Annotated in this window: 21 protein-coding genes; 13 read left to right on the top strand and 8 right to left on the bottom strand. The window is 30.1% G+C overall.

The window, feature by feature from the left end:
• Positions 1-9: 9 nt before the first annotated feature.
• On the bottom strand, positions 10-2610 hold the full coding sequence (locus tag R3X25_RS06765) for an AsmA-like C-terminal region-containing protein (protein ID WP_317673132.1): 2601 nt from the start codon (positions 2608-2610) through the stop codon (positions 10-12).
• Between the two features lie 165 nt (positions 2611-2775).
• Entirely contained in the window at positions 2776-3465 is a 690-nt protein-coding gene (locus R3X25_RS06770; protein ID WP_317673134.1) for a queuosine precursor transporter, read from the bottom strand.
• 75 nt (positions 3466-3540) lie between these two features.
• Here R3X25_RS06770 and fabD point away from each other — a divergent pair, with 75 nt between their 5' ends.
• A complete protein-coding gene (fabD, locus tag R3X25_RS06775) occupies positions 3541-4422 on the top strand; it encodes an ACP S-malonyltransferase (RefSeq protein WP_317673136.1) in 882 nt (293 codons plus the stop codon).
• 73 nt (positions 4423-4495) lie between these two features.
• Here fabD and galE read toward each other — a convergent pair whose 3' ends face one another.
• The 6 genes from galE to R3X25_RS06805 all read right to left on the bottom strand — a co-directional run bounded on the left by galE (position 4496) and on the right by R3X25_RS06805 (position 10840).
• Complete coding sequence (galE, locus tag R3X25_RS06780; protein ID WP_317673138.1) at positions 4496-5503, bottom strand: UDP-glucose 4-epimerase GalE; 1008 nt, start codon at positions 5501-5503, stop codon at positions 4496-4498.
• Between the two features lie 2 nt (positions 5504-5505).
• Positions 5506-6660: a DegT/DnrJ/EryC1/StrS family aminotransferase gene (locus R3X25_RS06785; RefSeq protein WP_317673140.1), complete on the bottom strand. Its 1155-nt coding sequence runs from the start codon at positions 6658-6660 to the stop codon at positions 5506-5508.
• Positions 6661-6741: 81 nt separating this feature from the next.
• Positions 6742-7626: a cysteine synthase CysM gene (cysM, locus tag R3X25_RS06790; protein ID WP_317673142.1), complete on the bottom strand. Its 885-nt coding sequence runs from the start codon at positions 7624-7626 to the stop codon at positions 6742-6744.
• Entirely contained in the window at positions 7619-8413 is a 795-nt protein-coding gene (gene epsC, locus R3X25_RS06795; protein WP_317673144.1) for a serine O-acetyltransferase EpsC, read from the bottom strand. Before epsC ends, cysM begins: the two co-directional genes overlap by 8 nt.
• Before the next feature lie 55 nt (positions 8414-8468).
• Positions 8469-9584 (bottom strand): 3-isopropylmalate dehydrogenase, encoded by a 1116-nt coding sequence (leuB, locus tag R3X25_RS06800; RefSeq protein WP_317673146.1) that lies wholly within the window; start codon positions 9582-9584, stop codon positions 8469-8471.
• An 80-nt stretch (positions 9585-9664) separates the two neighbouring features.
• Complete coding sequence (locus tag R3X25_RS06805) at positions 9665-10840, bottom strand: 2-isopropylmalate synthase (protein WP_317673148.1); 1176 nt, start codon at positions 10838-10840, stop codon at positions 9665-9667.
• Positions 10841-10990: 150 nt separating this feature from the next.
• Between R3X25_RS06805 and R3X25_RS06810 the strand changes: the two genes are divergently transcribed.
• The 12 genes from R3X25_RS06810 (at position 10991) to proB (ending at position 25058) form a co-directional block, all read left to right on the top strand.
• Positions 10991-12535: a hypothetical protein gene (locus R3X25_RS06810; RefSeq protein ID WP_317673150.1), complete on the top strand. Its 1545-nt coding sequence runs from the start codon at positions 10991-10993 to the stop codon at positions 12533-12535.
• A 452-nt stretch (positions 12536-12987) separates the two neighbouring features.
• Complete coding sequence (gene ilvB, locus R3X25_RS06815) at positions 12988-14721, top strand: biosynthetic-type acetolactate synthase large subunit (RefSeq protein WP_317673152.1); 1734 nt, start codon at positions 12988-12990, stop codon at positions 14719-14721.
• A gap of 1 nt (position 14722) precedes the next feature.
• Positions 14723-15244: an acetolactate synthase small subunit gene (gene ilvN, locus R3X25_RS06820; RefSeq protein WP_317673154.1), complete on the top strand. Its 522-nt coding sequence runs from the start codon at positions 14723-14725 to the stop codon at positions 15242-15244.
• Between the two features lie 18 nt (positions 15245-15262).
• Positions 15263-16735: a ketol-acid reductoisomerase gene (ilvC, locus tag R3X25_RS06825; protein ID WP_317673156.1), complete on the top strand. Its 1473-nt coding sequence runs from the start codon at positions 15263-15265 to the stop codon at positions 16733-16735.
• Between the two features lie 20 nt (positions 16736-16755).
• The gene (gene ilvA / locus R3X25_RS06830) at positions 16756-18021 is read left to right on the top strand and encodes a threonine ammonia-lyase IlvA (RefSeq protein ID WP_411556570.1); all 1266 of its coding nucleotides are present in this window, start codon (positions 16756-16758) and stop codon (positions 18019-18021) included.
• A gap of 256 nt (positions 18022-18277) precedes the next feature.
• Positions 18278-18895: a GNAT family N-acetyltransferase gene (locus tag R3X25_RS06835; RefSeq protein ID WP_317673160.1), complete on the top strand. Its 618-nt coding sequence runs from the start codon at positions 18278-18280 to the stop codon at positions 18893-18895.
• Positions 18896-18899: 4 nt separating this feature from the next.
• Positions 18900-20081, top strand: a complete 1182-nt coding sequence (gene argG, locus R3X25_RS06840; RefSeq protein ID WP_317673162.1) for an argininosuccinate synthase — start codon at positions 18900-18902, stop codon at positions 20079-20081.
• A gap of 2 nt (positions 20082-20083) precedes the next feature.
• Positions 20084-21061 carry an N-acetyl-gamma-glutamyl-phosphate reductase gene (gene argC / locus R3X25_RS06845; protein WP_317673164.1) on the top strand — a complete coding sequence of 326 codons (978 nt, stop codon included), beginning with the start codon at positions 20084-20086 and terminating at the stop codon, positions 21059-21061.
• 109 nt (positions 21062-21170) lie between these two features.
• Entirely contained in the window at positions 21171-21965 is a 795-nt protein-coding gene (gene proC, locus R3X25_RS06850) for a pyrroline-5-carboxylate reductase (RefSeq protein WP_317673166.1), read from the top strand.
• 9 nt (positions 21966-21974) lie between these two features.
• Positions 21975-23102 carry an aspartate aminotransferase family protein gene (locus R3X25_RS06855; RefSeq protein WP_317673168.1) on the top strand — a complete coding sequence of 376 codons (1128 nt, stop codon included), beginning with the start codon at positions 21975-21977 and terminating at the stop codon, positions 23100-23102.
• The gene (locus R3X25_RS06860) at positions 23099-24295 is read left to right on the top strand and encodes a glutamate-5-semialdehyde dehydrogenase (protein ID WP_317673170.1); all 1197 of its coding nucleotides are present in this window, start codon (positions 23099-23101) and stop codon (positions 24293-24295) included. Before R3X25_RS06855 ends, R3X25_RS06860 begins: the two co-directional genes overlap by 4 nt.
• Positions 24279-25058, top strand: a complete 780-nt coding sequence (gene proB, locus R3X25_RS06865) for a glutamate 5-kinase (protein WP_317673172.1) — start codon at positions 24279-24281, stop codon at positions 25056-25058. Before R3X25_RS06860 ends, proB begins: the two co-directional genes overlap by 17 nt.

Raw genomic sequence — 25058 nt, forward strand, 5'->3', positions numbered from 1 at the left:
ACTAAATAGTTACTCTTTTTTAGTAGTATCCACTTTTTTCTTTTTAAACAATCCGTTTATTAGTTGGTTAGCGGTATTTTTTAGCGCGTTATTTGATTCTGTTTTAGTAGAATCGCTACTTTTTTTGTTACCATTTAATAATTTAGTTAACTCACTTGTACCTTTATCTATTAATTTGTTTTTTTGAGTTTCAACAAGTTGAGCTGTTAAATTAGTAACAGCTTGTTTTAGATCTGTTTTTACACTAGGTTGTGTAAACGAACCTAATATATTAGCAGTTACAGGAACCGTAATGTTATCCTTTTCTTGCTCACTTAATTTAGCAATTAGATTAGAGGCCTCTGAACCTAAATATTTAGCTGGAACATCAAAAGTAACATTGTAATCCATGGTTTGGTCAAGACCATGTTTACCACTAATTTCAATAGGAATATCTTTATAATTAAGGTTAAATGGTTTTATAGAAATTTTCCCATCTTTAAAAGTTAAAGAGGTTTTTATTTTCTCTAGATTAAGGTCTTTTAAATTTATAAAATCTAAATTATTACTTAATAAAGAAAGTGCTTTTGAGTTTTCTAACGTAGATTTTGAAGTTAATAATTCAGACAATGCATTACCGCTTAATGTTGCTAAATTTGGTGTTAAATCGTTATTTAAATTTCCAGAAACTTTTAAATCTGTATTTATTTTTCCTTGAAGAATATTTGCTATTGGAGCAAGCGCACTAAATAATTCTAATTGTGTAAATGATTGCGCAATATCAAAATCTTTAATATCTAAATTAAATGCAAACGTGGGTGTTTCAGTTTTTGTAGAAACGTTTCCATTCATTATTACATTTCCATTAAATAATCCAGATGATAAGTTTTTTAAATCAGCTTTTTCATCCTTAATTACTAAATTTCCTTTTACATTTTTTAAGGTAAGATTGTCGTAAATTACATTGTTAGCGTTTGCGTTGATAGTGCAATCTAAAAACGAAGGTATTTTTAGTTGTTCAGATGTTGTTTCATCCGGTTTTTTGTCTTCAGTAGTTTCTGTTTCGGTAACCATAAAATCATTTAAATTAAAGGTGTTTGAATTTAAATTGAAATTCCCTTTTACGGCTTCATTATTTAGAACAAAACCAATTAAATTTTCAATAGTTCCGTTCATTTTTAAATCTGATTCTCCTGTTTTAGCTTCAAAATTATTAAGCTGTACACTTTTTGTGTTAAACGTAACTTTAGCATTTTCAATTTCTAAAGGATTTGCCATTTCATCACCTTCATATTTAAAGCCAGTTAATAAAATATTTCCAGTGTTTTTAGTGTTTTCATATTGTTTTTTTTCAATGGAATTCATATCAAAAGCAGTTTCAAAATCAGCTGTTACAACTCCTTGTAAATCCTTAATAGATTCCATAGGGTATGCTTTACTAATTTTTGCCAAATTAACAGTTCCTTTTGCTTTTGCTTTAATTTTAGGATTGTTAATTATGTTACTAATAAAAGCACTTGAAGTAAATACATCATCATCAATTTTAAACGCTAAATTTTCAATATTAACTTTGGTGTCGTTTGTAATTCCTGTAGTGTTTAAAATGTTGGTTTTTATTTGAATATTTTGAATAGTTTTTGGTAAATCTGGATATTTAAAACTAGCGTTGTTAGATGCTATGTTTATGTTAAATTGAGGAATGTGTTTCTCATCAACAATTCCTTTTAAATTTCCTTCAACCGAAAAATTTCCTGTTGTTTTTACATCGCTAATGTTTTTTGAATATTGTTCAGGAATTAAAGCTAAAAAGTTTTTAAAATCGGATGAAGGTGTTTTAAAGTTTAAATCAATTTCTTGGTTGTTTTCATTTAATTTTACAAATCCATTAAACACTAATGGTAGTTGATTTATAAGCGCTTCATTTTCTAAAAAAGTGAATTTTTGTTGATTCAAATCCATAGCTATATCTGCTGTTAGTTGGACTGAATTATTTTTTAAATAACTTGTTTTTTCATATTCAAAAGAGACGTTAGAACTAGTTTCTGTTTTTAATTCTGAAATAGCTTCAGAAAAATTCCCACTTCCTTTATGGTTAAAATTCTCTAATTTTAAAATCATTCCTGTAGAAGCGTCTGTATAATTAATAGAGCTATTCTCAATAGAATAACCATCTAATTGCAGTTTAATTCCACTATTTTTTTGGTTATTTTCTGTACTTGAAGTTGTACTTTCTTTAGTAATATTGTAATTAGCTTCACCGTTTGTGTTTACTAAAACATTAATTGTTGCCTCATCAATAGCAATATAACTCACATTAATTTCTTTAGAAGTTGATGTAAATAAGCTTACAATTGGCATTTGAAGAGAAAAACTTTTAGCGCTAGCTAAAATATCTCCATCAAAAGGTTTTTTGTTGATGATTGATAAGTTATTTAAACTAACTTTTGCATTTGGAAAGCTAGAAATTAAGCTAATATCAACGTTGTTAAAATCTACTTTTGCATTTACGTTGTTGTTTGCTGTTTCTTTTACAAGTTCAACAATTTTATCTTCAAACAGATAAGGAATAGCTATTAATATTCCCAAAAATAGAATTAAAATACCTATAAAAATCTTGATTGCTTTTTTCATGTGTTTTTTTATTTTTATTAAACGGTCTTATGCCGTTCGCTATTTATCATTTTGTTGAGTGATAAACTTTTTAGCATACTTGTTTTATAATTCAAACAAATTTAATTGAGTTCAAATAAAACGAAAAAAAATTAACAATAGTAAATTTAATATGCTAAAGTTTTATTAATGAATTTTTATTTCTTCACCTTCTTTTAAGTTAAATCTACTTCTAAATAAATAGACAATAAAATATAGAATAGGTGTATCTAAAAGCGCAATAAGTATTTTAAATAAAAAACCACTTATTATAAGTGTGTAAAACAAACTCCATGGTATAACTTTAAAAATACACAACAGCGTTACAACAGTTAATGTATCTACTAATTGCGATGAAAATGTTGAGAAATTGTTACGTAACCATAAGTGTTTTCCGTTTGTTTTTCGTTTCCAAAAATGAAAAATTTTAATATCAATAAATTGTGCAAATAAATACGCAAGCATAGATGCTAAAACAGCAATTGGAGAAAGCCCAAAAACTTTGGTAAAAATTTCATTATTAATTGGAGAGCCATCTATTGCAGGAGTAAAATTTGCAACTAAAACTATAAGCATTGAAAAAAAGGAAGCAAAAATACCAGCTACAACAACTTGATTTGCTTTTTTTCGTCCGTATATTTCTGAAATAATATCAGTAATTAAAAAAGTAATTGGGTACGGTAAAATACCAACTGATAGTTCAAATCTAAACCATCCAAAAGGATTCCAATAAAAAAATTTTTGAAATATTAAATTTGAAGCCACTAAAGCAGCTATAAACATAGATGCTAAAATTAAATAGATGGTAAGCGCTTCAGATTTTAGTTTGTTATTCATTTGTAGTTACTTGACACGAATATAACAAATAATTACTATTTTTGCGTTTTGAATTTTAAATTGAAATAATACAATATGAAAGCATATATTTTTCCAGGTCAAGGAGCACAATTTACAGGTATGGGTTTAGATTTGTACGAAAATTCTCCATTAGCACAAGGTCTTTTTGAACAAGCAAATGAAATTCTAGGATTTCCAATTACTGATATTATGTTTGAAGGAACTCCAGAACAATTAAAAGAAACTAAAGTAACCCAGCCAGCTATATTTTTACATTCAGTAATTTTAGCAAAAGTATTGGGTGACAATTTTAAGCCAGAAATGGTTGCAGGTCATTCTTTAGGTGAGTTTTCTGCATTGGTTGCAAACGGAGTATTAACTTTTGAAGACGGATTAAAACTAGTTTCTAAAAGAGCTTTAGCTATGCAAAAAGCTTGTGAAGCTCAAGAATCTACAATGGCTGCAGTTTTAGGATTAGATGATGCTGTTGTTGAAGAAGTTTGTGCAAGTATTGATGGAGTAGTGGTTGCTGCAAATTATAACTGCCCAGGTCAATTAGTAATTTCTGGTGAAGTTGAAGCAATTGATAAAGCGTGTGTTGCGCTTACAGAAAAAGGAGCAAGACGTGCATTAAAATTACCAGTAGGTGGAGCTTTTCATTCACCATTAATGGCTCCTGCAAGAGAAGAATTAGCTGAAGCAATTAAAAACACAACGTTTAGTGAGCCAACTTGTCCAGTGTATCAAAATGTAGTTGCAAAAGCAGTTACTAGTCCTGATGAGATTAAAGAAAATTTAATTGCACAATTAACAGCTCCGGTACGTTGGACACAATGTGTACAAGCTATGATTGCTGATGGTGGTACTGAATTTATAGAAGTTGGTCCAGGTAAAGTTTTACAAGGATTAATGCGTAAAATAGATAGAAGTGTTGCTGCAAGTGGAGCAAGTATCTAATTTTTACTAAATATAATGTATAAAAAAAACTCGTTTGAAATTCAAACGAGTTTTTATTTTTTAAAGATTTTTTTTATAAGGTTTCTTGCCATTTCCAAGCTGAAAGTAAGGCATCGTCTAAAGATAATTCAGTTTCCCAACCTAATTCATTTTTAGCATAACTAGTATCTGCATAAGCAGCAGTAATATCACCTTCTCGTCTGTCAACCATTTTGTAGTTTACTTTTTTACCTGTTACTTTTTCAAAAGAATTGATTACTTCTAAAACAGAGTTTCCTTTACCAGTACCTAAATTAAATACTTCGTATTGAGCTTTGTTGTTGTTTTCAATTAGTCTTTTTAAAGCTACAATATGTGCTTTTGCTAAATCTACTACATGAATATAATCTCGAACAGCAGTTCCATCAGGAGTATTATAATCACTTCCAAAAACTGAAAGTTCTTTTCTAATACCGGCAGCAGTTTGTACTACAAAAGGAATTAGGTTTTGAGGTACTCCAATTGGTAATTCTCCAATTTTTGCAGATTCGTGAGCTCCAATTGGGTTAAAATAACGTAAAGCAATTGCTTTTAAATCTGAAATTTTAGTAGTGTCTTTAATAATTTCTTCTCCAATTTGCTTTGTGTTTCCGTAAGGAGATTCAGCAGGTTTTATGGGTGCATTTTCAGTAATTGGTAATTCATCTGCTTGTCCGTAAACAGTACAAGAAGAGCTGAAAATAAAATTATTTAAATTGTTTGCTTTTAATTCTTGAAGAATGTAAACTAAACTTCCAATGTTGTTTTCGTAATATTCTAAAGGCATTTGTACGCTTTCACCAACAGCTTTAGAGGCTGCAAAATGTATAACGCCATCAATTTTATTATTTGCAAAGAAATTTTTAACCGCTTCTTTTTCTCTTAAATCTATATTGAAATAGGAAGGTTTAGTTCCAGTAATTGATGTAATTCTATCTAAAACTTCAATACTAGAATTAGATAAATTATCAATAATTAATACTTCAAATCCTTCATTTTGTAATTCAACTACGGTATGTGAGCCAATAAAACCTAATCCGCCTGTTACTAATACTTTTTTCATTATTATTTATTTACAAAATTGTTGATAGTTTTGGTGATAAAAGCCAATTGTTCTTCATCTAATTCTGTGTGCATTGGTAATGAAATAACTGTATCTTTTAATTGGTTAGTTACAGGAAAATCAGCTTCATTATAACGCTCATCAGCATATGCTTTTTGACTATGTAAAGGAACTGGATAATAAATTGCATTTGGAATTCCACTATCTAATAAGTGCTGATGCAACTCATTACGTTTTCCATTTAAAATTTGTAAAGTGTATTGGTGAAAAACATGACAATCGCAAGATTCACAAATAAAATCACAACTATTTCCTGTTTTAGGAGTTACAATATTATTATTGTTTTTAAATGCGTTATTATAGTATTTAGCTGCTGTTCTTCTTGCGTCACAATAAGTATCTAAATGTGGAAGTTTTATTCTTAAAATTGCAGCTTGTACACTATCTAGTCTAGAATTTACTCCAACCACATCGTGATAATAACGTTTGTACATTCCGTGGTTTACCATTCCTCTAATAATATGAGCTAAATCATCATCATCAGTAAAAATTGCACCACCATCTCCGTAACATCCTAAATTTTTTGATGGAAAGAATGAAGTTGTTCCTATATTACCAATTGTACCAGCTTTCTTTTTAGAACCATTTTTAAAAGTATAGTTCGCTCCAATAGCTTGTGCAGTATCTTCAATAACAAATAAGTTGTGCTCTTTAGCAATTTCTAAAACAGCCTCCATATTAGCACATTGTCCATATAAATGTACAGGGACAATTGCTTTGGTTTTTGGAGTGATTGCTTTTTTAATAGCGTCTATATCAATATTAAAAGTGTCTTTTTCAACATCAACTAATACTGGTGTTAAACCTAACAAAGCAATAACTTCAACTGTTGCGGCAAATGTAAAATCGGCAGTAATAACTTCATCACCAGGTTTTAAGCCTAATCCCATCATTGCAATTTGCAAAGCATCTGTACCGTTAGCACAAGGAATTACATTTTTAACGCCTAAATATTCTTCTAATTCTTTTTGAAATGCATGAACTTCTGGTCCATTAATAAAAGCTGTAGATTTTAAAACTTCTAATACTTTTTGGTCTACTTCTTTCTCTATTTTTTCGTATTGACCTTTAAGATCAACCATTTGAATTTTTCTCATTGTACGTACTATTATGAATTGTAAAATTACAATAAAAGCGTATCTAATACAATTATTAATACGAATTGTTGCGACAACGTTTTACTCAAATAAATTAGATGATAAATAACGATCGCCTCTGTCACAAATAATAGCAACAAGCATACCTTTATCTATGGTTTTTGCTAATTTTAATGCAGCAGTTACAGCGCCTCCGCTACTCATTCCACAAAAAATTCCTTCTTCTTTTGCTAAACGTTTGGTCATAGTGCGAGATTCATCTTCGCTCACTTCAATTACTTTGTCAACTTTTTTTGGGTTGAATATTTTCGGGACAAATTCAGGAGACCATTTTCTAATTCCAGGAATGCTTGATCCATCCATTGGTTGTGCTCCAATAATTTGAACATTGGTGTTTTGTTCTTTTAAATAGGTTGAAGTTCCCATAATAGTACCTGTAGTTCCCATTGCTGAAATAAAGTGTGTTATTTCTCCATTTGTAGCATTCCAAATTTCAGGTCCAGTAGTTTTGTAATGTGCTTTCCAATTATCATTATTTGCAAATTGATCTAAAATTACATAGCCTTTTTCTTTAGCTGTTTTTTCTGCATAAGCACGTGAACCTTCAATACCAATTTCTTTAGAAGTTAAGGTTACTTTTGCACCATAAGCTCGCATGGTTTGTACGCGTTCTTTAGTTGAGTTTTCAGGCATTACTAACTCTATTTTTAAACCATATTGTTGCGCAACCATTGCTAAAGCAATTCCTGTATTTCCACTGGTAGCCTCAATTAAACAATCGCCTTTTTTTAGATCTCCACGTTCTAAAGCAGCAGTAATCATATTTCTAGCTGGTCGGTCTTTTACACTTCCTGCAGGGTTGTTTCCTTCTAATTTTACAAATAACTCAACACCTTCCTTTTTTAGAATAGAGTTTAGCTTTACTAAAGGTGTATTTCCAATTAAATGAGTTATATTTTTATTCATATTTTTTTTGCTTTAATTGTGTTTCGGGTTTGTGATAGACTAATGAATTAGGTGGAACAGATTCTGTAATCCATACGTTACCTCCAATAATACTATTTTCTCCTATAACAGTTTCTCCACCTAATATAGTTGCGTTTGCATAAATAGTCACATTGTTTTCTACTGTTGGATGACGTTTTATGTTTTTTAATTCTTTTGAAACTTGTAAGGCTCCTAATGTAACACCTTGGTAAATTTTTACATTGTCTTTAATAATACACGTTTCTCCAATTACAGTTCCTGTTGCGTGATCTATAAAAAATGATTTTCCTATAGTAGCTCCTGGATGAATATCGGTACCTGTTTTACTATGTGCATATTCACTCATTAATCTAGGAATAAGTGGTGTATTTAATTTAAAAAGTAAATGACTTAATCTATAAATAGCAACGGCATAAAACCCTGGGTACGCCAAGTAAACTTCTTCAATGTTATTTGAAGCTGGGTCGCCATTAACTAATGATTTTGCATCAGCATTTAAGTTTTCAAAAATATCGGGTAAGCCTCTTAAAAAGTCATTCCAAATATTTCCACAACGGTGATTGATTGTTTTTCTAGCGAGATTGTATATTTCATTAAAATCGGCTTCTAATAATTCAATATTATTTGCGACACACTCATTAGAATCAAATAATGTGTTAAATAAATTGTTTGTGAAAGCTTCAGTTTTTCGCTTTAAGCTAAAATCTAAATGAGGTTTATTTTTACTTTCAATTATTTTATTAATAATGTTTTCTTTTGCGGTCATAATTTTTTACCGTTTAGTGTAAAATTCTTCAAAAGGAATTCTAACTTATTAAAGTTTAGATGATGGTAGATTGGCCTAAATCTATGTTGTTTTTATTGTAAAATGTACTGTCATCGTCTAAAATAAAATCGCTAATAAAATTCCCAACATTTGTGGTTGAGAAATGGTTTGTTGAATTTAAATCTGGTGTAGTAATATTTAAATCTATAGATTTTTCAACAGCAGCTCTTATATTTTCAGCTTCATCATACAATTCGAAATGGTCTAAAAGTAATGCTGCAGATAAGATAGCTGCTAACGGGTTTGCCAAATTTTTACCTTTAGCTTTTGGATAAGCGCCATGAACTGGTTCAAATAAAGCATTATGTTTGCCAATGGAGGCTGAAGCCAGTAACCCAATTGAACCAGAAATTACACTTGCTTCATCAGATAAAATATCTCCAATCATATTCTCTGTTAAAATAACATCAAATTGTGTTGGTTTTAAAATTAACTGCATAGATGCATTGTCTGCATATAAAAAACTTAATTGAACACTTGGATATTGTTGTGCAATTTCTGCAACTCTTGTTCTCCATAATTTTGAAGTAGCTAATACATTAGATTTATCAACTAGCGTTAATTTTTTTCTTCGAAGTTTGGCTGCTCTAAAAGCTAAATGAGCAATTCTATCTATTTCATCAATAGAATAACTACAAGTATCTGAAGCGCTTTTACCATTGTTGCTAAACTCTTTTTTGCCAAAATAAATACCACCTATTAATTCTCGAAAAATGATAAAATCGGTACCATCAATTACTGCTTCTTTTAAATTTGATTTATGAAGTAACGCGTTGTATGTAGAAATTGGAAGAATATTTGCAAATAAACCTAGTTTTTTGCGTAATTGTAATAAACCTTGTTCTGGTCTAATTTTTAAATTTGGATTTAGATCGTATTTAGGGTCGCCAATAGCACCGAATAAAATAGCATCTGCATTGGTACATATTTCTAATGTTTCATTTGGTAATGGAACTCCGGTTTCTAGTATAGCACAATGCCCAACCAACCCTTTGTTGTAATTAAAAGAGTGTTTATATTTTTCGGCAATAGCATTTAAAACTTTTGTAGCTTGTTGAGTTACTTCAGGTCCAATTCCATCACCTGGAAGTACTGCAATTTCTAACTTCATAGTTCAATAATTAAATATCAATTAAGTAAAACTACAAAGTTTTAATTGAATAATGCAAAATGAATAAAAAAATAAAGAGTTTAAGTTAATGAACTTGCTTTTTTAATATGATTTAGACCCATTAAATGGTTAATATCTTCGTCATTTACTTCTTTATGGTGATCTGCAAATTTTAAAAATTGTGGGTACACGTCATCTAATTGAATTTTAGTTAAGTCGTAACCAACATTTTTAGCTCTATAGGCTAAAGCTGCTCTACCACTTCTAGCGGTTAATACAATTGAAGATTCTGTAACTCCAACATCAGCAGGATCAATAATTTCGTAAGTTTCACGGTTTTTAATCACTCCATCTTGATGAATTCCAGAACTATGCGCAAAGGCGTTTTCACCCACAATTGCTTTGTTAGGCTGAACATACATTCCCATACTATCTTGTACCATTTTACTAGTATCGTATAATAATTTGGTGTTTACTCCTGTATCTAAATTTAAATAAGGATGTTGTTTTAAAATCATAACAACTTCTTCTAATGAAGTATTTCCAGCACGTTCACCAATTCCGTTAATTGTACATTCTATTTGACGAGCGCCGTTTTGTACTCCAGCAATTGCATTGGCAGTTGCTAAACCTAAATCGTTGTGGCAGTGACATGATAGAATTACGTTGTCAATACCCTTTACATTTTCTTTTAAATATTTAATTTTCGCACCATATTCATCAGGTAAACAATATCCAGTAGTATCGGGAATATTTAAAACAGTGGCTCCTGCTTTAATTGCTTCTTCTAAAACACGAGCTAAATATTCATTATTTGTTCTACCTGCATCTTCAGCGTAAAACTCAACATCTTCAACAAAACTTTTGGCATAAGCTACGGCATCAAAAGCTCTTTTTATTATTTCTTCTTGAGTGGAACGAAACTTAAATTTTATATGAGAATCAGAAGTTCCAATTCCAGTATGTATTCTTGGGTGTTTAGCTGTTTTTAAAGCATCAGCAGCTACTTCAATATCTTTTTTGTTTGCTCTAGTTAATCCACAAACAGTTGCATTTTTAACAATTTTTCCAATTTCAACAACCGATTGAAAATCACCAGGACTTGATATTGGAAATCCAGCTTCAATTACATCAACACCTAATATATCTAGTCTTTTAGCGATAACTATTTTTTGTTCTGTATTCAACTTACATCCAGGTACTTGCTCACCATCTCTTAACGTTGTATCAAAAATTTGGACTCGATTCTTACTCATTATTGATTTTTTTTTATAACATTTGAATATCAAAAATATACTTATACGTTATTAAGTAATTATAATAAAGTTGCATATTTACTATATTCAAATTATATTTAATGTGTTAAAGTATCTGAAAATCAAGTAAATAAAAATATTCTAGTTACAATGGCTATTGAGCAAAAAGACGCACTTTTTTCATTAATCAAATCTTTGTCTAAATCTGAAAAAAGACAATTTAAATTATATGTTGGTAGATTAGGCGGAAATGCTGAAGCAAATTTTATGTCATTGTTTAATTTGTTAGAAAAAGTAAGTGAATATAATGATGCTTTAATTTTAAAAAAAACAAAGATTAAAAAACAACAAATTTCAAATACTAAAGCACATTTGTATAAGCAAATTTTAGTGAGTTTACGTTTTAATCCTGTGCATCAAAATATTCGTTCTCAAATAAGAGAGCAATTTGATTTTGCAGCTATTTTATATAGTAAAGGGTTATATAAGCAAAGCTTAAAAATTCTTGAAAAAGCTAAAGAAATTGCTTTAGAAAATAGCGAGAATAATTTAGCATATGAAATAGTTGAGTTTGAAAAAGTTATAGAATCTCAATACATAACTAGAAGTATTTTAAATAGAGCTGACGAGTTAACAGAGCAAGCAAAAGATTTAAGTTTAAGAAGTGTTAGAATTAGTAAACTCTCAAATTTATCTTTACAATTGTATAGTTTAATGCTAAAAGAAGGCTATGTAAAAGTTGACAACGATTCTAAACGTGTAAAGGAGTATTTTGAAAAGCGAATGCCTAAATATAAAATTTCAGAATTAGGTTTTAAAGAGAAATTGTTTTTATATAAAGCATATTTGTGGTTGAGTTTAATTAATCAAGATTTTATTTCAAGTTTTAAGTACGCGCAAAAATGGGTGGATTTATTTAAAGAAGATCCTAAACGAAAAAAAGAAGACCCTGTTTTCTATTTAAAAGCAATTAATTATTTATTAGAATCGTTGTATTTACTAAAATATAAAACAAAGTTTAATGCTGTGTTAGAGATGTTGGAAAACGATATTCGATACGAACATATTTCATTAAATGAAAACACCAAAACTTTAATATTTTTATATTATAACCAAAACAAATTAAATCTACATTTTTTAGAAGGTAAATTTACTGTTGGTTTACCTTATGCAGTTCAGTTAAATAATGAAATTGAGTTATACAGTGATAAAATTGATAAGCATCATATAATGGTGTTTTATTATAAAATTGGTTGCATGTACTTTGGGGCAGGAGACAATGAAACTTGTATTGCATATTTGCAAAAAATTATTACCAATAAAGAATTAAAAATGCGCGAAGATTTGTTGTGTTTTTCTCGTGTTTTAAATTTAGTAGCACATTATGAAGCTGGTTTGGATTATAATATTGAGAAACTAATTGTATCTACCTATAAATTTTTACGTAAAATGAATGATTTAAAACAAGTGCAATTAAAAATGATTGCCTTTTTAAAGAATTTAAGTAATATTTATCCCCAAGACATAAAAAAGGAATTTATTAAACTTCATAAAGAATTAAAAGTATATGAAAATCATCCTTATGAGCGAAGAGCATTTTTATATTTAGATATTATTTCTTGGTTAGAAAGTAAAATTAATAATGTAACTGTTGAAAGTATTATACAAGAAAAAGCAAAAAGCCTAATAAAATAGTTTTTATATCAAAATTAATTGTCATCATTTGTTTTTTTAAATGAATAAAATTTAATCAACACTATTTCTATTAGTGTAGTGGTGTTTATTTTTCAAACCGATTAGAAATGATATATTTTAAATAAATTTTAAAACCTTTCTAATAAAAGATTAGTTAGGTTTTTTTATTTAATAATCATTGTAATAAGGTAAATGGTAATTGTCACAAAATCAAATTATTACATTAAATAAAGGTGTAGTGAGTATTGTAAAAAAAATAAAAGAAAAACTGTAATATTAAAAGCTAAAATTAAATTTGTAGTTCGTTATTTAAAATGTAACTAAAAAATACATTTATTGTGAAATTAACAGTGAAAGTATAAAATAGTTAAAATAAATGCAATAAAATAATTACGCAAACACTGTTGCTTCAGTTTCAGGGTTGTGTTACAGATAAATTTAAAAATATTAATATGAATACTTTAAATCAAGAAGCTGAAACAACAGTAACTGATAAAACGGTTAAAATTACCGGAGCAGAAGCAGTTATAAAGTGTTTGTTAGAAGAAGATGCTACTTTAGCTTATGGTTATCCAGGAGGAGCAATTATGCCAGTTTACGATGAGATATACAAATATCAAGATAAATTTCATCATGTATTAACACGTCATGAACAAGGAGCCGCACATGCAGCTCAAGGTTTTGCAAGAGTTACAGGTAAGCCAGGGATAGTTTTTGCAACTTCAGGTCCCGGAGCAACAAATTTAGTAACCGGAATTGCAGATGCACAAATAGACTCTACACCATTAGTATGTATTACGGGGCAAGTAGGTTCACATTTATTAGGTTCTGATGCTTTTCAAGAAACAGATATTGTTGGTATATCAACTCCAGTAACAAAATGGAATTATCAAATAACAGATGCTTCAGAAATACCAGAAGTATTTGCAAAAGCATTCTATATTGCAAAATCTGGTCGTCCAGGACCAGTTTTAATCGATATTACTAAAGATGCTCAATTTGGAGAGTTAGATTTTAGTTATAAAAAATGCGAAAGAATTAGAAGTTATAGAGCAACTCCTAAATTTGATGTTGAAAAAATAAAAGAAGCCGCTTCAATTATTAATGCAGCAAAAAAACCATTTATTGTTTGGGGTCAAGGTGTAATTATTGGAGGTGCTGAACAAGAATTTAAAAGTTTTATAGAAAAAACAGATATCCCATCAGCTTCAACAGTTTTAGGGCTTTCGGCTTTAGAGACAAAACATCCATTACACGTTGGTATGGTTGGTATGCATGGAAATTATGCGCCAAATGTATTAACTAATTCATGTGATGTGTTAATTGCTATTGGAATGCGTTTTGACGATCGTGTTACAGGTAATCTAGAAACCTACGCAAAACAAGCCAAAGTAATTCATTTTGATATTGATCCTGCTGAAATTGATAAAAATGTAAAAACAGATATTGCTATTTTAGGTGATGTAAAACAAACATTAGTAGAAATTATGCAGTTTGTAGAAAAAGCCAATCATAAAAATTGGATGGGTGAGTTTGATAAGTTGTATGAAATTGAGAAAAATGAAGTAATTCACAACCAATTAAATCCTACTAAACAAGGATTAACAATGGGTGAAGTATTAGGCGGAATTAACAAAGTTTCAGAAGGTGAGGCTGTAATAGTTTCAGATGTTGGTCAACACCAAATGTTTGCTTGTAGATATGCCGATTTTATTAAAACTAGAAGTAGTGTAACTTCTGGAGGTTTAGGTACAATGGGATTTGCTTTACCAGCTTCAATTGGAGCAAAAATGGGAGTGCCCGATAGAGAAGTAGTTGCAATTATTGGAGATGGTGGATACCAAATGACCTGTAATGAGCTTGGAACAATACTTCAAACAAAAGCAGCAGTTAAAATAGTAGTTCTAAATAATAGTTATTTAGGAATGGTACGTCAATGGCAAGAATTATTTTTTGATAAACGCTATGCTTCAACCGAAATGATAAGTCCAGATTTTGTAAAACTAGCAGAAGCTTATGATATTGAAGCAACAAGAGTTTCTAAAAGAGAAGATTTAGATAAAGCTATTAAAACAATGATGGCTTCAAAAGAAGCCTATTTTTTAGAAGTTGTTATTGAACAAGAAGACAATGTGTTCCCAATGATACCAACAGGAGCAAGTGTTTCAGATGTAAGATTAAGTTAAAATGGAAAAAATTAAAAATTTAACATTTTCAGTATATACTGAAAACAACGTAGGAATATTAAATCGCCTTTCAGCAATATTTTTAAAGCGACATATTAATATTGAAAGCATGACTGTTTCTAAATCGGAAATAGATAATGTTCACAGGTTTACATTTGTTGTAAATATTACAGAAGCAAGAGCTGAAAAAGTAATAGGTCAAATGGAAAAACAAATAGAAGTTATTCGAGCGTTTTACCATCTTGAAGATGAAATTATTTACAATGAAACAGCATTGTTTAAAATCTCAACAGAACATTTGTATAATGAAGAGATTCAAAAAAGAATGAAATTTAGAAGAGCTCACGTACTTACAATAACTGAACGTTATTTTGTAATAGAAGCGTCTGGTTCAAAAGAAAACATTGATAAAATGTATGATAAATTAAAACCATTTGGTTTGCTTCAATTTGTGCGTTCAGGGCGTATAGCAATTACCAGACCTAAAATGGCAATATCAGAATTATTAGAAGAAATTAATTAAAAGAATAAAAATAAAAAAATGGCAAATTATTTCAATACACTTTCATTAAGAGACAAATTAGATCAATTAGGAAAATGTAGATTTATGGATTCTTCAGAGTTTGGAGAAGGTGTAGAAGCTTTAAAAGGAAAAAAAATTGTAGTTATTGGTTGTGGAGCACAAGGTTTAAATCAAGGTTTAAATATGAGAGATTCTGGTTTAGATGTTTCTTATACTTTAAGGCCAGCTGCAATTGCCGAAAAAAGACAGTCGTATTTAAATGCAACTGAAAACAATTTTGCAGTAGGAACTTATGAAGAAATGATTCCAACTGCCGATTTGTTGATCAATTTAACACCAGATAAGCAGCATACCGCAGTAGTTTCTGCTGTAATGCCTTTAATGAAAAAAGGAGCAACATTATCGTATTCTCACGGTTTTAATATTGTAGAAGAAGGAATGCAAATTCGTAAAGATATTACGGTAATTATGGTTGCACCAAAATCGCCAGGATCTGAAGTTAGAGAAGAATATAAAAGAGGATTTGGAGTGCCAACTTTAATTGCAGTTCATCCAGAAAATGATCCAGAAGGAAAAGGTTGGGCACAAGCCAAAGCCTATGCTGTTGGAACAGGAGGACACAAAGCAGGTGTGTTAGAATCATCATTTGTAGCCGAAGTAAAATCAGATTTAATGGGAGAACAAACAATATTATGTGGTTTGTTACAAACAGGATCTATTTTATGTTTTGATAAAATGATAGCTGAAGGTGTTGATGCAGGTTATGCTTCAAAATTAATTCAGTACGGTTGGGAAACTATTACCGAAGCTTTAAAGTATGGTGGAATTACCAATATGATGGATCGTTTATCAAACCCAGCTAAAATTGCGGCGTTCAACGCTTCAGAAGAATTAAAAGATATTATGCGCCCGTTATTCCAAAAACATATGGATGATATTATGGAAGGCGAATTTTCTAAAACTATGATGGAAGATTGGGCAAATGACGATGTAAACTTATTAACTTGGAGAGCAGCAACAGGTGAAACTGCTTTCGAAAAAACTCCAGCAGGTGATGTTGAAATTTCTGAACAAGAGTATTTTGACAACGGAGTATTGATGGTGGCTATGGTGAAAGCAGGTGTAGAATTAGCGTTTGAAGCTATGACAGAATCTGGAATTATTGATGAATCTGCTTATTATGAATCTTTACACGAAACACCATTAATTGCAAATACTATTGCTCGTAAAAAATTATACGAAATGAATAGTGTAATTTCTGATACAGCAGAATATGGTTGTTATTTATTTGACCACGCATGTAAGCCTTTAATAGCTGATTATGTGAAAAATGCGCCAAGTAATTTAGTTGGTAAAGCTTTTAATAATGGTGCTAACGGAGTTGATAACAAAGAATTAATTGAAGTAAATGATGCAATTAGAAATCACCCAGTTGAAGAAATTGGAGAATTTTTAAGAGCTTCTATGACTGCAATGACGAAGATTGTTTAATTAGTTTAATACATATTTAAATTTTGAGTGAAACTATTAAAAATAGCCTTTCATTAGAGAAAATTTATAAAGCTCAACAGAGCATTAAAGGAGTTGTGCAAACAACTCCTTTAGTTTTTATGAAAAATTTCTCGGAAGAGTACCAAGCAAATATCTACTTTAAAAGAGAAGATGTTCAGGTAGTGCGTTCCTATAAAATACGTGGAGCGTATAATAAAATTCAAGGCTTGTCTAAAAGTGAACTGGCTAATGGTATTGTTTGTGCAAGTGCAGGAAATCATGCTCAAGGTGTAGCATTTGCTTGTAAAAAACTAAAAGTTAAAGGAACCGTTTTTATGCCTGTAACAACACCTCATCAAAAAATTGAGCAAGTAAAAATGTTTGGTGGAGAGTTTGTGGAAATTAAACTTTTTGGTGATAGTTATGATGATAGCCAATTAGCTGCAAAAGAGTTTTGTGAAGCTCATAAAAGCACATTTGTACATCCTTTTGATGATTTAGATGTAATTGCTGGACAAGGAACCATTGGACTTGAAATTTTAAATGATATCAATTCAAAAATAGACTATTTATTTATGCCAGTTGGTGGTGGAGGTTTAGCCTCTGGACTTGGGAGTGTATTTAAATCGTTAAGTCCAGAAACTAAATTAATTGGAGTAGAACCAAAGGGAGCACCTTCATTAACAACGTCATTAAAAAAAGGAGAAAACACAACGTTAAACGAAATTGAAAAGTTTGTAGATGGTGCAGCGGTTAAACGAATGGGTGAAATTACATTTGAGTTCTGTAAAGAGTTATTGGATGAAACAGATACTGTTTGTGAAGGTTTAATTTGCACTACAATTCTAAAAGTTTACAACGAGAACGCATTGGTTGTTGAACCAGCTGGAGCATTGTCAATTGCAGCACTTGAGCAATATAGAGAAAAAATAAAAGGTAAAACAGTAGTTTGTGTAGTAAGTGGAGGTAATAATGATATTACTCGAATGGAGGAAATGAAAGAAAGAGCCTTGTTATTTAAAGGTTTAAAACATTATTTTATTATAAAATTCCCTCAAAGAACTGGCGCGTTAAAAGAGTTTGTGGTAGATGTTTTAGGAGCTACTGATGATATTACGTATTTTGAATACACTAAAAAAAATAATAGAGCAGAAGGGCCAGCAGTTGTTGGTTTGGAATTAACTGATAAAAAAGATTTTGACCCATTGGTTAAGAGAATGAAAGAAAAAGGATTTTTAGGGGAGTATCTAAATAATAACCCAGAATTGTTTCAGTTTTTAATATAATAATCAAAAATTATAGTAATTATTGTTAATAATCTTATACTAAATTGTAAATATTGTTAATTATTAAACAAAATGAATGTTGGAATAGTTTTTTTGCGTAATATTGTACTAATGAAAATAAACAATTTATATACAACAATTGTACGCCGCTTCGCACGTCGCCCCTTATGGGCGTAATTTTCTATTGAAAACGATGAGTTCGTTTTCGCTTCTCAAAAAAACATCAATACATAAATTTTAAATCAAAAAGTAAACAATGAAAATTGTTATTGCTAATAGTTCGCATATTAAATATGCAGAAATAATTTGTGACACCATTAAGGAGTCGGCAAAAGTTAGAGGTACAGGTATTGCAGAAAGAACGCCTGAATATATTTCAAAAAAAATAGATAGTGGTGACGCTATAATAGCGTTAGATAGCGATAAGTTTGCTGGGTTTTGTTATATAGAAACTTGGGATAATAAATCGTTTGTAGTAAATTCTGGTTTAATTGTGCATCCTGATTATAGAAATCAAGGTTTAGCAAAAAAAATAAAGAAAAAGATTTTTGAACATTCAAAAGAAAAGTATCCTGAAGCTAAAATATTTGGAATTACTACAGGATTAGCAGTTTTGAAAATTAATTACGATTTAGGTTATCAGCCTGTAACTTTTTCTGAACTAACTACTGATGAAGCTTTTTGGAATGGTTGCCGAACTTGTAAAAACTTTGATGTTTTGACAAGAACCGAACGTAAAATGTGTTTATGTACAGGAATGTTATATGATCCAAAACATGATAAAAATGTAAAGGAGCATAAATACAATTCAAAAGTGTTAAGCAGATTAAAAAAAATAAAACAAGCATTATTTCTTAAAAAGAATAAAAAATAAAACAATGGAAAAAGTAGTAGTTGCATATAGCGGAGGTTTAGACACATCATATTGTGTAAAGTATTTACAAAACGAATTAAATTTAGAAGTTCATAGTGTATTGGTTAATACTGGTGGGTTTTCTGAAGATGAATTAAAAATAGTGGAAGCAAAAGCGTATGATATGGGTGTTAAATCACATACCAATCATAGTATTTTAGATCTTTATTACGAAAAAGCTATTAAGTTTATGGTATATGGAAATGTGTTGAAAAATAATACATATCCATTATCTGTAAGTGCAGAACGTGTTTTTCAAGCTATTGAAGTTGTTGAATATGCAAAAAAAATTAATGCAAAATATATTGCTCACGGAAGTACTGGTGCAGGAAATGATCAAGTTCGTTTTGATATGATTTTTCAAACATTAGCTCCAGAAATTGAAATTATTACTCCAATAAGAGATTTAAAACTATCAAGAAAAGAAGAAATTGATTATTTAAAAAAACACGGTGTAGACTATCCTTGGTCTAAAGCTAAATACTCTATAAATAAAGGTATTTGGGGAACAAGTGTTGGTGGTGTTGAAACTTTAACCTCTCACCAAGCTTTACCTGAAGATGCGTACCCAAGCCAATTAGAAAAAACAGAACCAACAGATATTAAATTACATTTTGAGAAAGGTCAAATAGTTGGTTTAAATGGAGAGTTCGATACTCCTGTAAATACCATTTTAAAAATTGAAGAAATAGCCTCAAAATATGCTATTGGTAGAGATATTCACGTTGGAGATACTATTGTAGGAATAAAAGGAAGAGTTGGTTTTGAAGCTGCTGCAGCTACTGTAATTATTAAGGCACATCATTTATTAGAAAAACACGTGCTTTCTAAATATCAACAAAATTTAAAAGAAGGAATTGGTAGTACTTACGGAACTTTATTGCATGATGGTCAGTATTTTGAACCTGCAATGAGAGATTTGGAAGCTTTTTTAACTAATTCTCAAAAAACAGTAACAGGAGACGTTTTTGTAACATTAAAACCATATCACTTTAGTTTAAATGGAATTGAATCTAAACACGATTTAATGAAATCTAAATTTGGAGAATATGGAGAAACTAATAAAGCGTGGAGTGCAGAAGACGCAAAAGGATTTATTAAAATTTTAGGAACTGCAAATAAAATTTACCACAGCGTAAACTCGTAATTATGATTAAAGTAGGAATAGTTGGTGGAGCAGGTTATACAGCAGGTGAATTAATTAGATTATTAGTAAACCACTCACAAGCTACATTAGATTTTGTGTACAGCACATCAAATGCAGGTAATTATATTTATCAGGTACACCAAGATTTATTAGGAGCTATAGATTTAAAATTTACAGGTGAAATTAATCCGGAAGTTGATGTGTTATTTTTGTGTTTAGGGCATGGAAATTCAACTGCGTTTTTAGAGAATAATTCTTTTTCAAATACAACAAAAGTTATTGATTTAAGCAACGATTTTAGATTGAATGCGGATGACGTTTTTCAAGGTAGAAAATTTGTGTACGGAATGCCTGAATTTAAAAAAAGTGAGATTAAATCTGCAACAAATATTGCAAATCCGGGTTGCTTTGCAACAGCAATTCAATTGGCATTATTACCATTAGCTAAAGCTTCAAAAATAAATGATACGGTGCATATAAACGCAACAACGGGTTCTACAGGAGCTGGAGTTTCGCCAATGGCAACAACACATTTTAGTTGGAGAGATAATAATTTTTCGGTGTATAAAGCATTTACACACCAACATTTAGGTGAAATTGGTGAAAGTTTAGCTGAACTTCAAAAGGGTTTTAATCAAGAGCTACTTTTTATTCCAAATAGAGGAAATTTTAGTAGAGGAATATTTGCTTCAATCTATCTGAAATTTGAAGATAGTATTGAAGAAGCATTAAAATTATTTGAAGATTTTTATAAAGATGCAAAATTTACACACATTTCAACAACTCCAATTCATTTAAAGCAAGTTGTAAATACAAACAATTGTTTTTTACATCTTCAAAAACACGGAAATCAACTATTAATAACTTCTGCAATAGATAATTTATTAAAAGGAGCATCGGGTCAGGCAATTCAAAATATGAATTTAATGTTTGGTTTTGAAGAAACAGAAGGATTAAAATTAAAAGCTAATTCATTTTAGTTTATATAGATAATGTTAGGAATATCTTGTCATTCTTGCATAGTAACAATCTAAAGCCTATTTGTTTTATTTAGGATTGACAAGTAAATAGTAGAAATTTAACAACAATATGAAAATAGCAATTTTAGGAACAGGAAATTTAGGATATTCAATAGCAATTGGAATTTTAACACAAGAAAATTTTAAGTTTAAAAACTTATATCTAACTAAAAGAGATACGTCATCGTTAGATTCTTGGTCAAAATTACCAAATGTTAAAATTTCGACTGATAATAAAAAAGCTGTTCGCTTTTCAGATGTTATTATTATTGCGGTTCAACCAAAACAATTACAAGGTGTTTTAGAAGAAATTAAAGATTCAATCAATATTAAAAGACACACCGTAATTTCAGTAGTTACTGGAAGGAAAATTAATGAGATAGAAAAAGTTTTGGGTGAAGATGTTGCTATTGTTAGAAGTATGCCAAATACAGCGATCTCTGTTGGGCAATCTATGACTTGTATGAGTAGTAATAAAAAAGGAGCCAAAAACATAGATTTTGCTAAAATGATTTTTAATTCGCTAGGTACAACTATGTGTATTGAAGAACGTTTAATGCAAGCTGCAACTGTTATTTGTGCAAGTGGAATTGCTTTTTGGATGCGCTTAATACGTGCAACTACACAAGGTGCAGTTCAACTAGGTTTTGATGCTGAAGAAGCACAGGAACTTTCTATGCAAACAGCGTTGGGTGCCGCAAGTTTATTAATAAAATCTGGAAATCATCCAGAAGAAGAAATTGATAAAGTTACAACGCCAAGTGGGTGCACAATTGAAGGTTTAAACGAAATGGAGCATCAAGGTTTAAGCTCTTCTTTAATTAAGGGTTTAAGAGCGTCATTCGAAAAAATTAATCAAATTTAAATTTTAATTATGGAATTATTTGATGTTTACCCATTGTACAATGTAACTCCTGTTAAAGCAGAAGACACGTATGTTTGGGATAATAAAGGAGTAAAATATTTAGATTTATATGGTGGTCACGGAGTAATTTCTGTTGGGCATACACATCCAAAATATGTAAAAGCAATTTCAAATCAATTAAACAATTTGGGGTTTTATTCTAATTCTATTCAAAATCCTTTACAAAAGGAGTTGGCTAAAAAATTAGGAAAGCTTTCAGGTTGTGAAAATTACAACTTGTTTTTATGTAATTCAGGAGCAGAAGCAAATGAAAATGCCTTAAAATTGGCTTCATTTAAAACAGGGAAAAGTAGAATTATATCTTTTAATAATGCCTTTCACGGAAGAACTTCAGCGGCGGTTGCGGCAACCGATAATACAACTATAAATGCACCCATAAATCTTCAACAAGAAGTAACATTTTTACCTTTAAATAATGTAGAAAAACTAATCTACGAGCTTGGTAAAGGTGATGTTGCTGCAGTTATTATTGAAGGAATTCAAGGTGTTGGTGGACTAGATGAAGGAACTACCGAGTTTTTTCAAGAAGTTGAAAAGTTGTGTAAAAAGCATAGTGCATTTCTAATTTTAGATGAAATTCAGTCTGGTTATGGTAGAAGTGGAAAATTTTTCGCTTTTCAATATCATAATATTCAACCAGATATTATAACAACTGCCAAAGGAATGGCAAATGGTTTTCCAATTGGTGGTGTATTAATTTTAGATAAACACGAAGCTAAATTTGGAATGTTAGGAACCACTTTTGGAGGAAATCATTTAGCATGTGCAGCTGCAATTTCAGTAGTAGATATTATTGAAGAAGAAAAACTTATTCAAAATGTGAATGAAGTTTCATTATATTTTTTAGAGCAAATTAAAACGGTTTCACACGTTAAAAAAGTGAAAGGAAAAGGTTTAATGTTAGGTGTAGAATTTGATTTTGAAGTTGGGGAGTTACGTAAAAAATTAATCTTTGATAAGCAAATTTTTACAGGTGGAGCAATGAATAAAAAGTTGTTAAGAATTTTACCTCCTTTAACAATGAAAAAAGAGCAAGTAGACGTTTTTATCAAAGCATTAAAAGAAGTTTTAGAATGAATACTTTATTAACAACGCAACAAAAAAACGATGTTTTGAGCACAATGGCTCAATTGATCGATAAAGAGCAAGCATCAATTGTTACAGCTAATACTATAGATGTAGAAGGATACAATGGAGATGATTTAGCAATGGAAAAACGACTAAAAGTAGATGATGCTAAAATTGATGGAATGATTTTATCTTTAAATCAATTAGTTGCAGATTCTGAACCAATTGGTAAAGAATTGTATAATTTCACGCACGATAATGGTATTAAAATAGTGAATAAAACAGCTCCGTTTGGAACTGTTTTAATTATTTATGAATCTAGACCTGACGTTACTGTTGAAGCTGCAGGAATTGCTTTTAAATCTGGAAATAAAATATTACTAAAAGGCGGTAAAGAGTCGTTAAATTCAAACTTAAAAATTGTTGAATTATGGCATAAAGCTTTAAAACAACATAATATTTCTTCAGATTGGGTTGAGTATTTAAATTACAATCGAACAGAAACACAAGCATTTTTAGAAAATCCAACACAGCAATTAGATTTAATTGTACCTCGTGGAGGTGAACGCTTAATTGAGTTTGTGAAGAAAAACGCCAAATGTCCAGTAATTGTAAGTGGAAGAGGAAATAACTTTGTGTATGTAGATGCAGAAGCTGATTTAGATGTTGCTTTGAGTATTATTAATAACGGAAAAACCTCCAATATTTCCGTTTGTAATGCCGTAGATAAAGTGTTGATAAATTCAAAATTGGCGAATAAAAATCAATTTATAAAAACATTGGTTGATAAATTATTAGAGTCTAATGTTGAAGTATTAGGTGATGATGAGTTGTCTAAATATGATCATATTTCAGCTTATGAAGAAGAATCAATTTGGTACAAAGAGTTTTTAGATTATAAAATAGTAATTGGAAGTGTTAATTCTACGGAAGAAGCAATAGTAAAAACAAACAAGTATAGTGGTGGGCATTCCGCAGTAATTATTACAAAAAATGATGCTACTGCAGAAATGTTTATGGAAAATACCGATTGTGCTGCTGTGTATCAAAATGCATCTTCAAGATTTACGGATGGAGGTCAGTTTGGTTTAGGTGGAGAATTAGCAATTAGTACAGATAAATTACATCATAGAGGTCCAATGGGATTACATCATTTGGTAACTAATAAATGGTACGTTAAAGGAAATGGGCAAATCAGGTAAAAAAAGGATATTATTAAAAATAGGTTCTAATGTTTTAACAAAGGAAACCAATCAAATTTCTAGAGGAAAGCTTGAAGATATTGCACGTCAAATAGCGCAATTGAAAGACGAATATGAATTTGTTATTGTAAGCTCTGGAGCAATTGCAGTAGCAAAACAGTTTGTTGAGTTAGAAAGTAACGGTAAACTTATAAATGTAAAACAAGCGTTGGCATCTATAGGTCAGCCACATTTAATGCGTATTTTTCATGAAAATTTTTGGGAGCTAGGTTTATTTACATCTCAATGTTTATTGTCGTATTCCGATTTTAAAAAAGAAAAATCTAGAACCAATATTAAAAACACCATTAATGTATTGGTTGAAAACAATTACATACCAATTATTAACGAAAATGATACCGTTGCAACGGACGAAATTAAATTTGGAGATAATGATAAATTGTCGGCTTTAACGGCTTCATTATTAAATGTTGATTTACTAATTATTGCAACAAATACAAACGGTATTTATACAAAAGCTTCCATTGAGGCAGATAAAGTAGAAACAATAAAGGTAACTTCTGAAATTGAACAGCTAAAAGCGCAAATTAATAATAACTCAATTTCAAAACACGGAACGGGTGGTATGGCAACTAAAATTGCTGCTGCCGAAATTGCTCAAGAAGCAAATATTGAAACTTGGATTGTTAATGGGTTAAAAGATAATTTTATTATAGATGCTATTAATAATACTTTGGAGTTTACTAAAATAATTACAAAATAA

It is taken from the genome of Lutibacter sp. TH_r2, assembly GCF_033101135.1.
Lineage (GTDB): Bacteria > Bacteroidota > Bacteroidia > Flavobacteriales > Flavobacteriaceae > Lutibacter.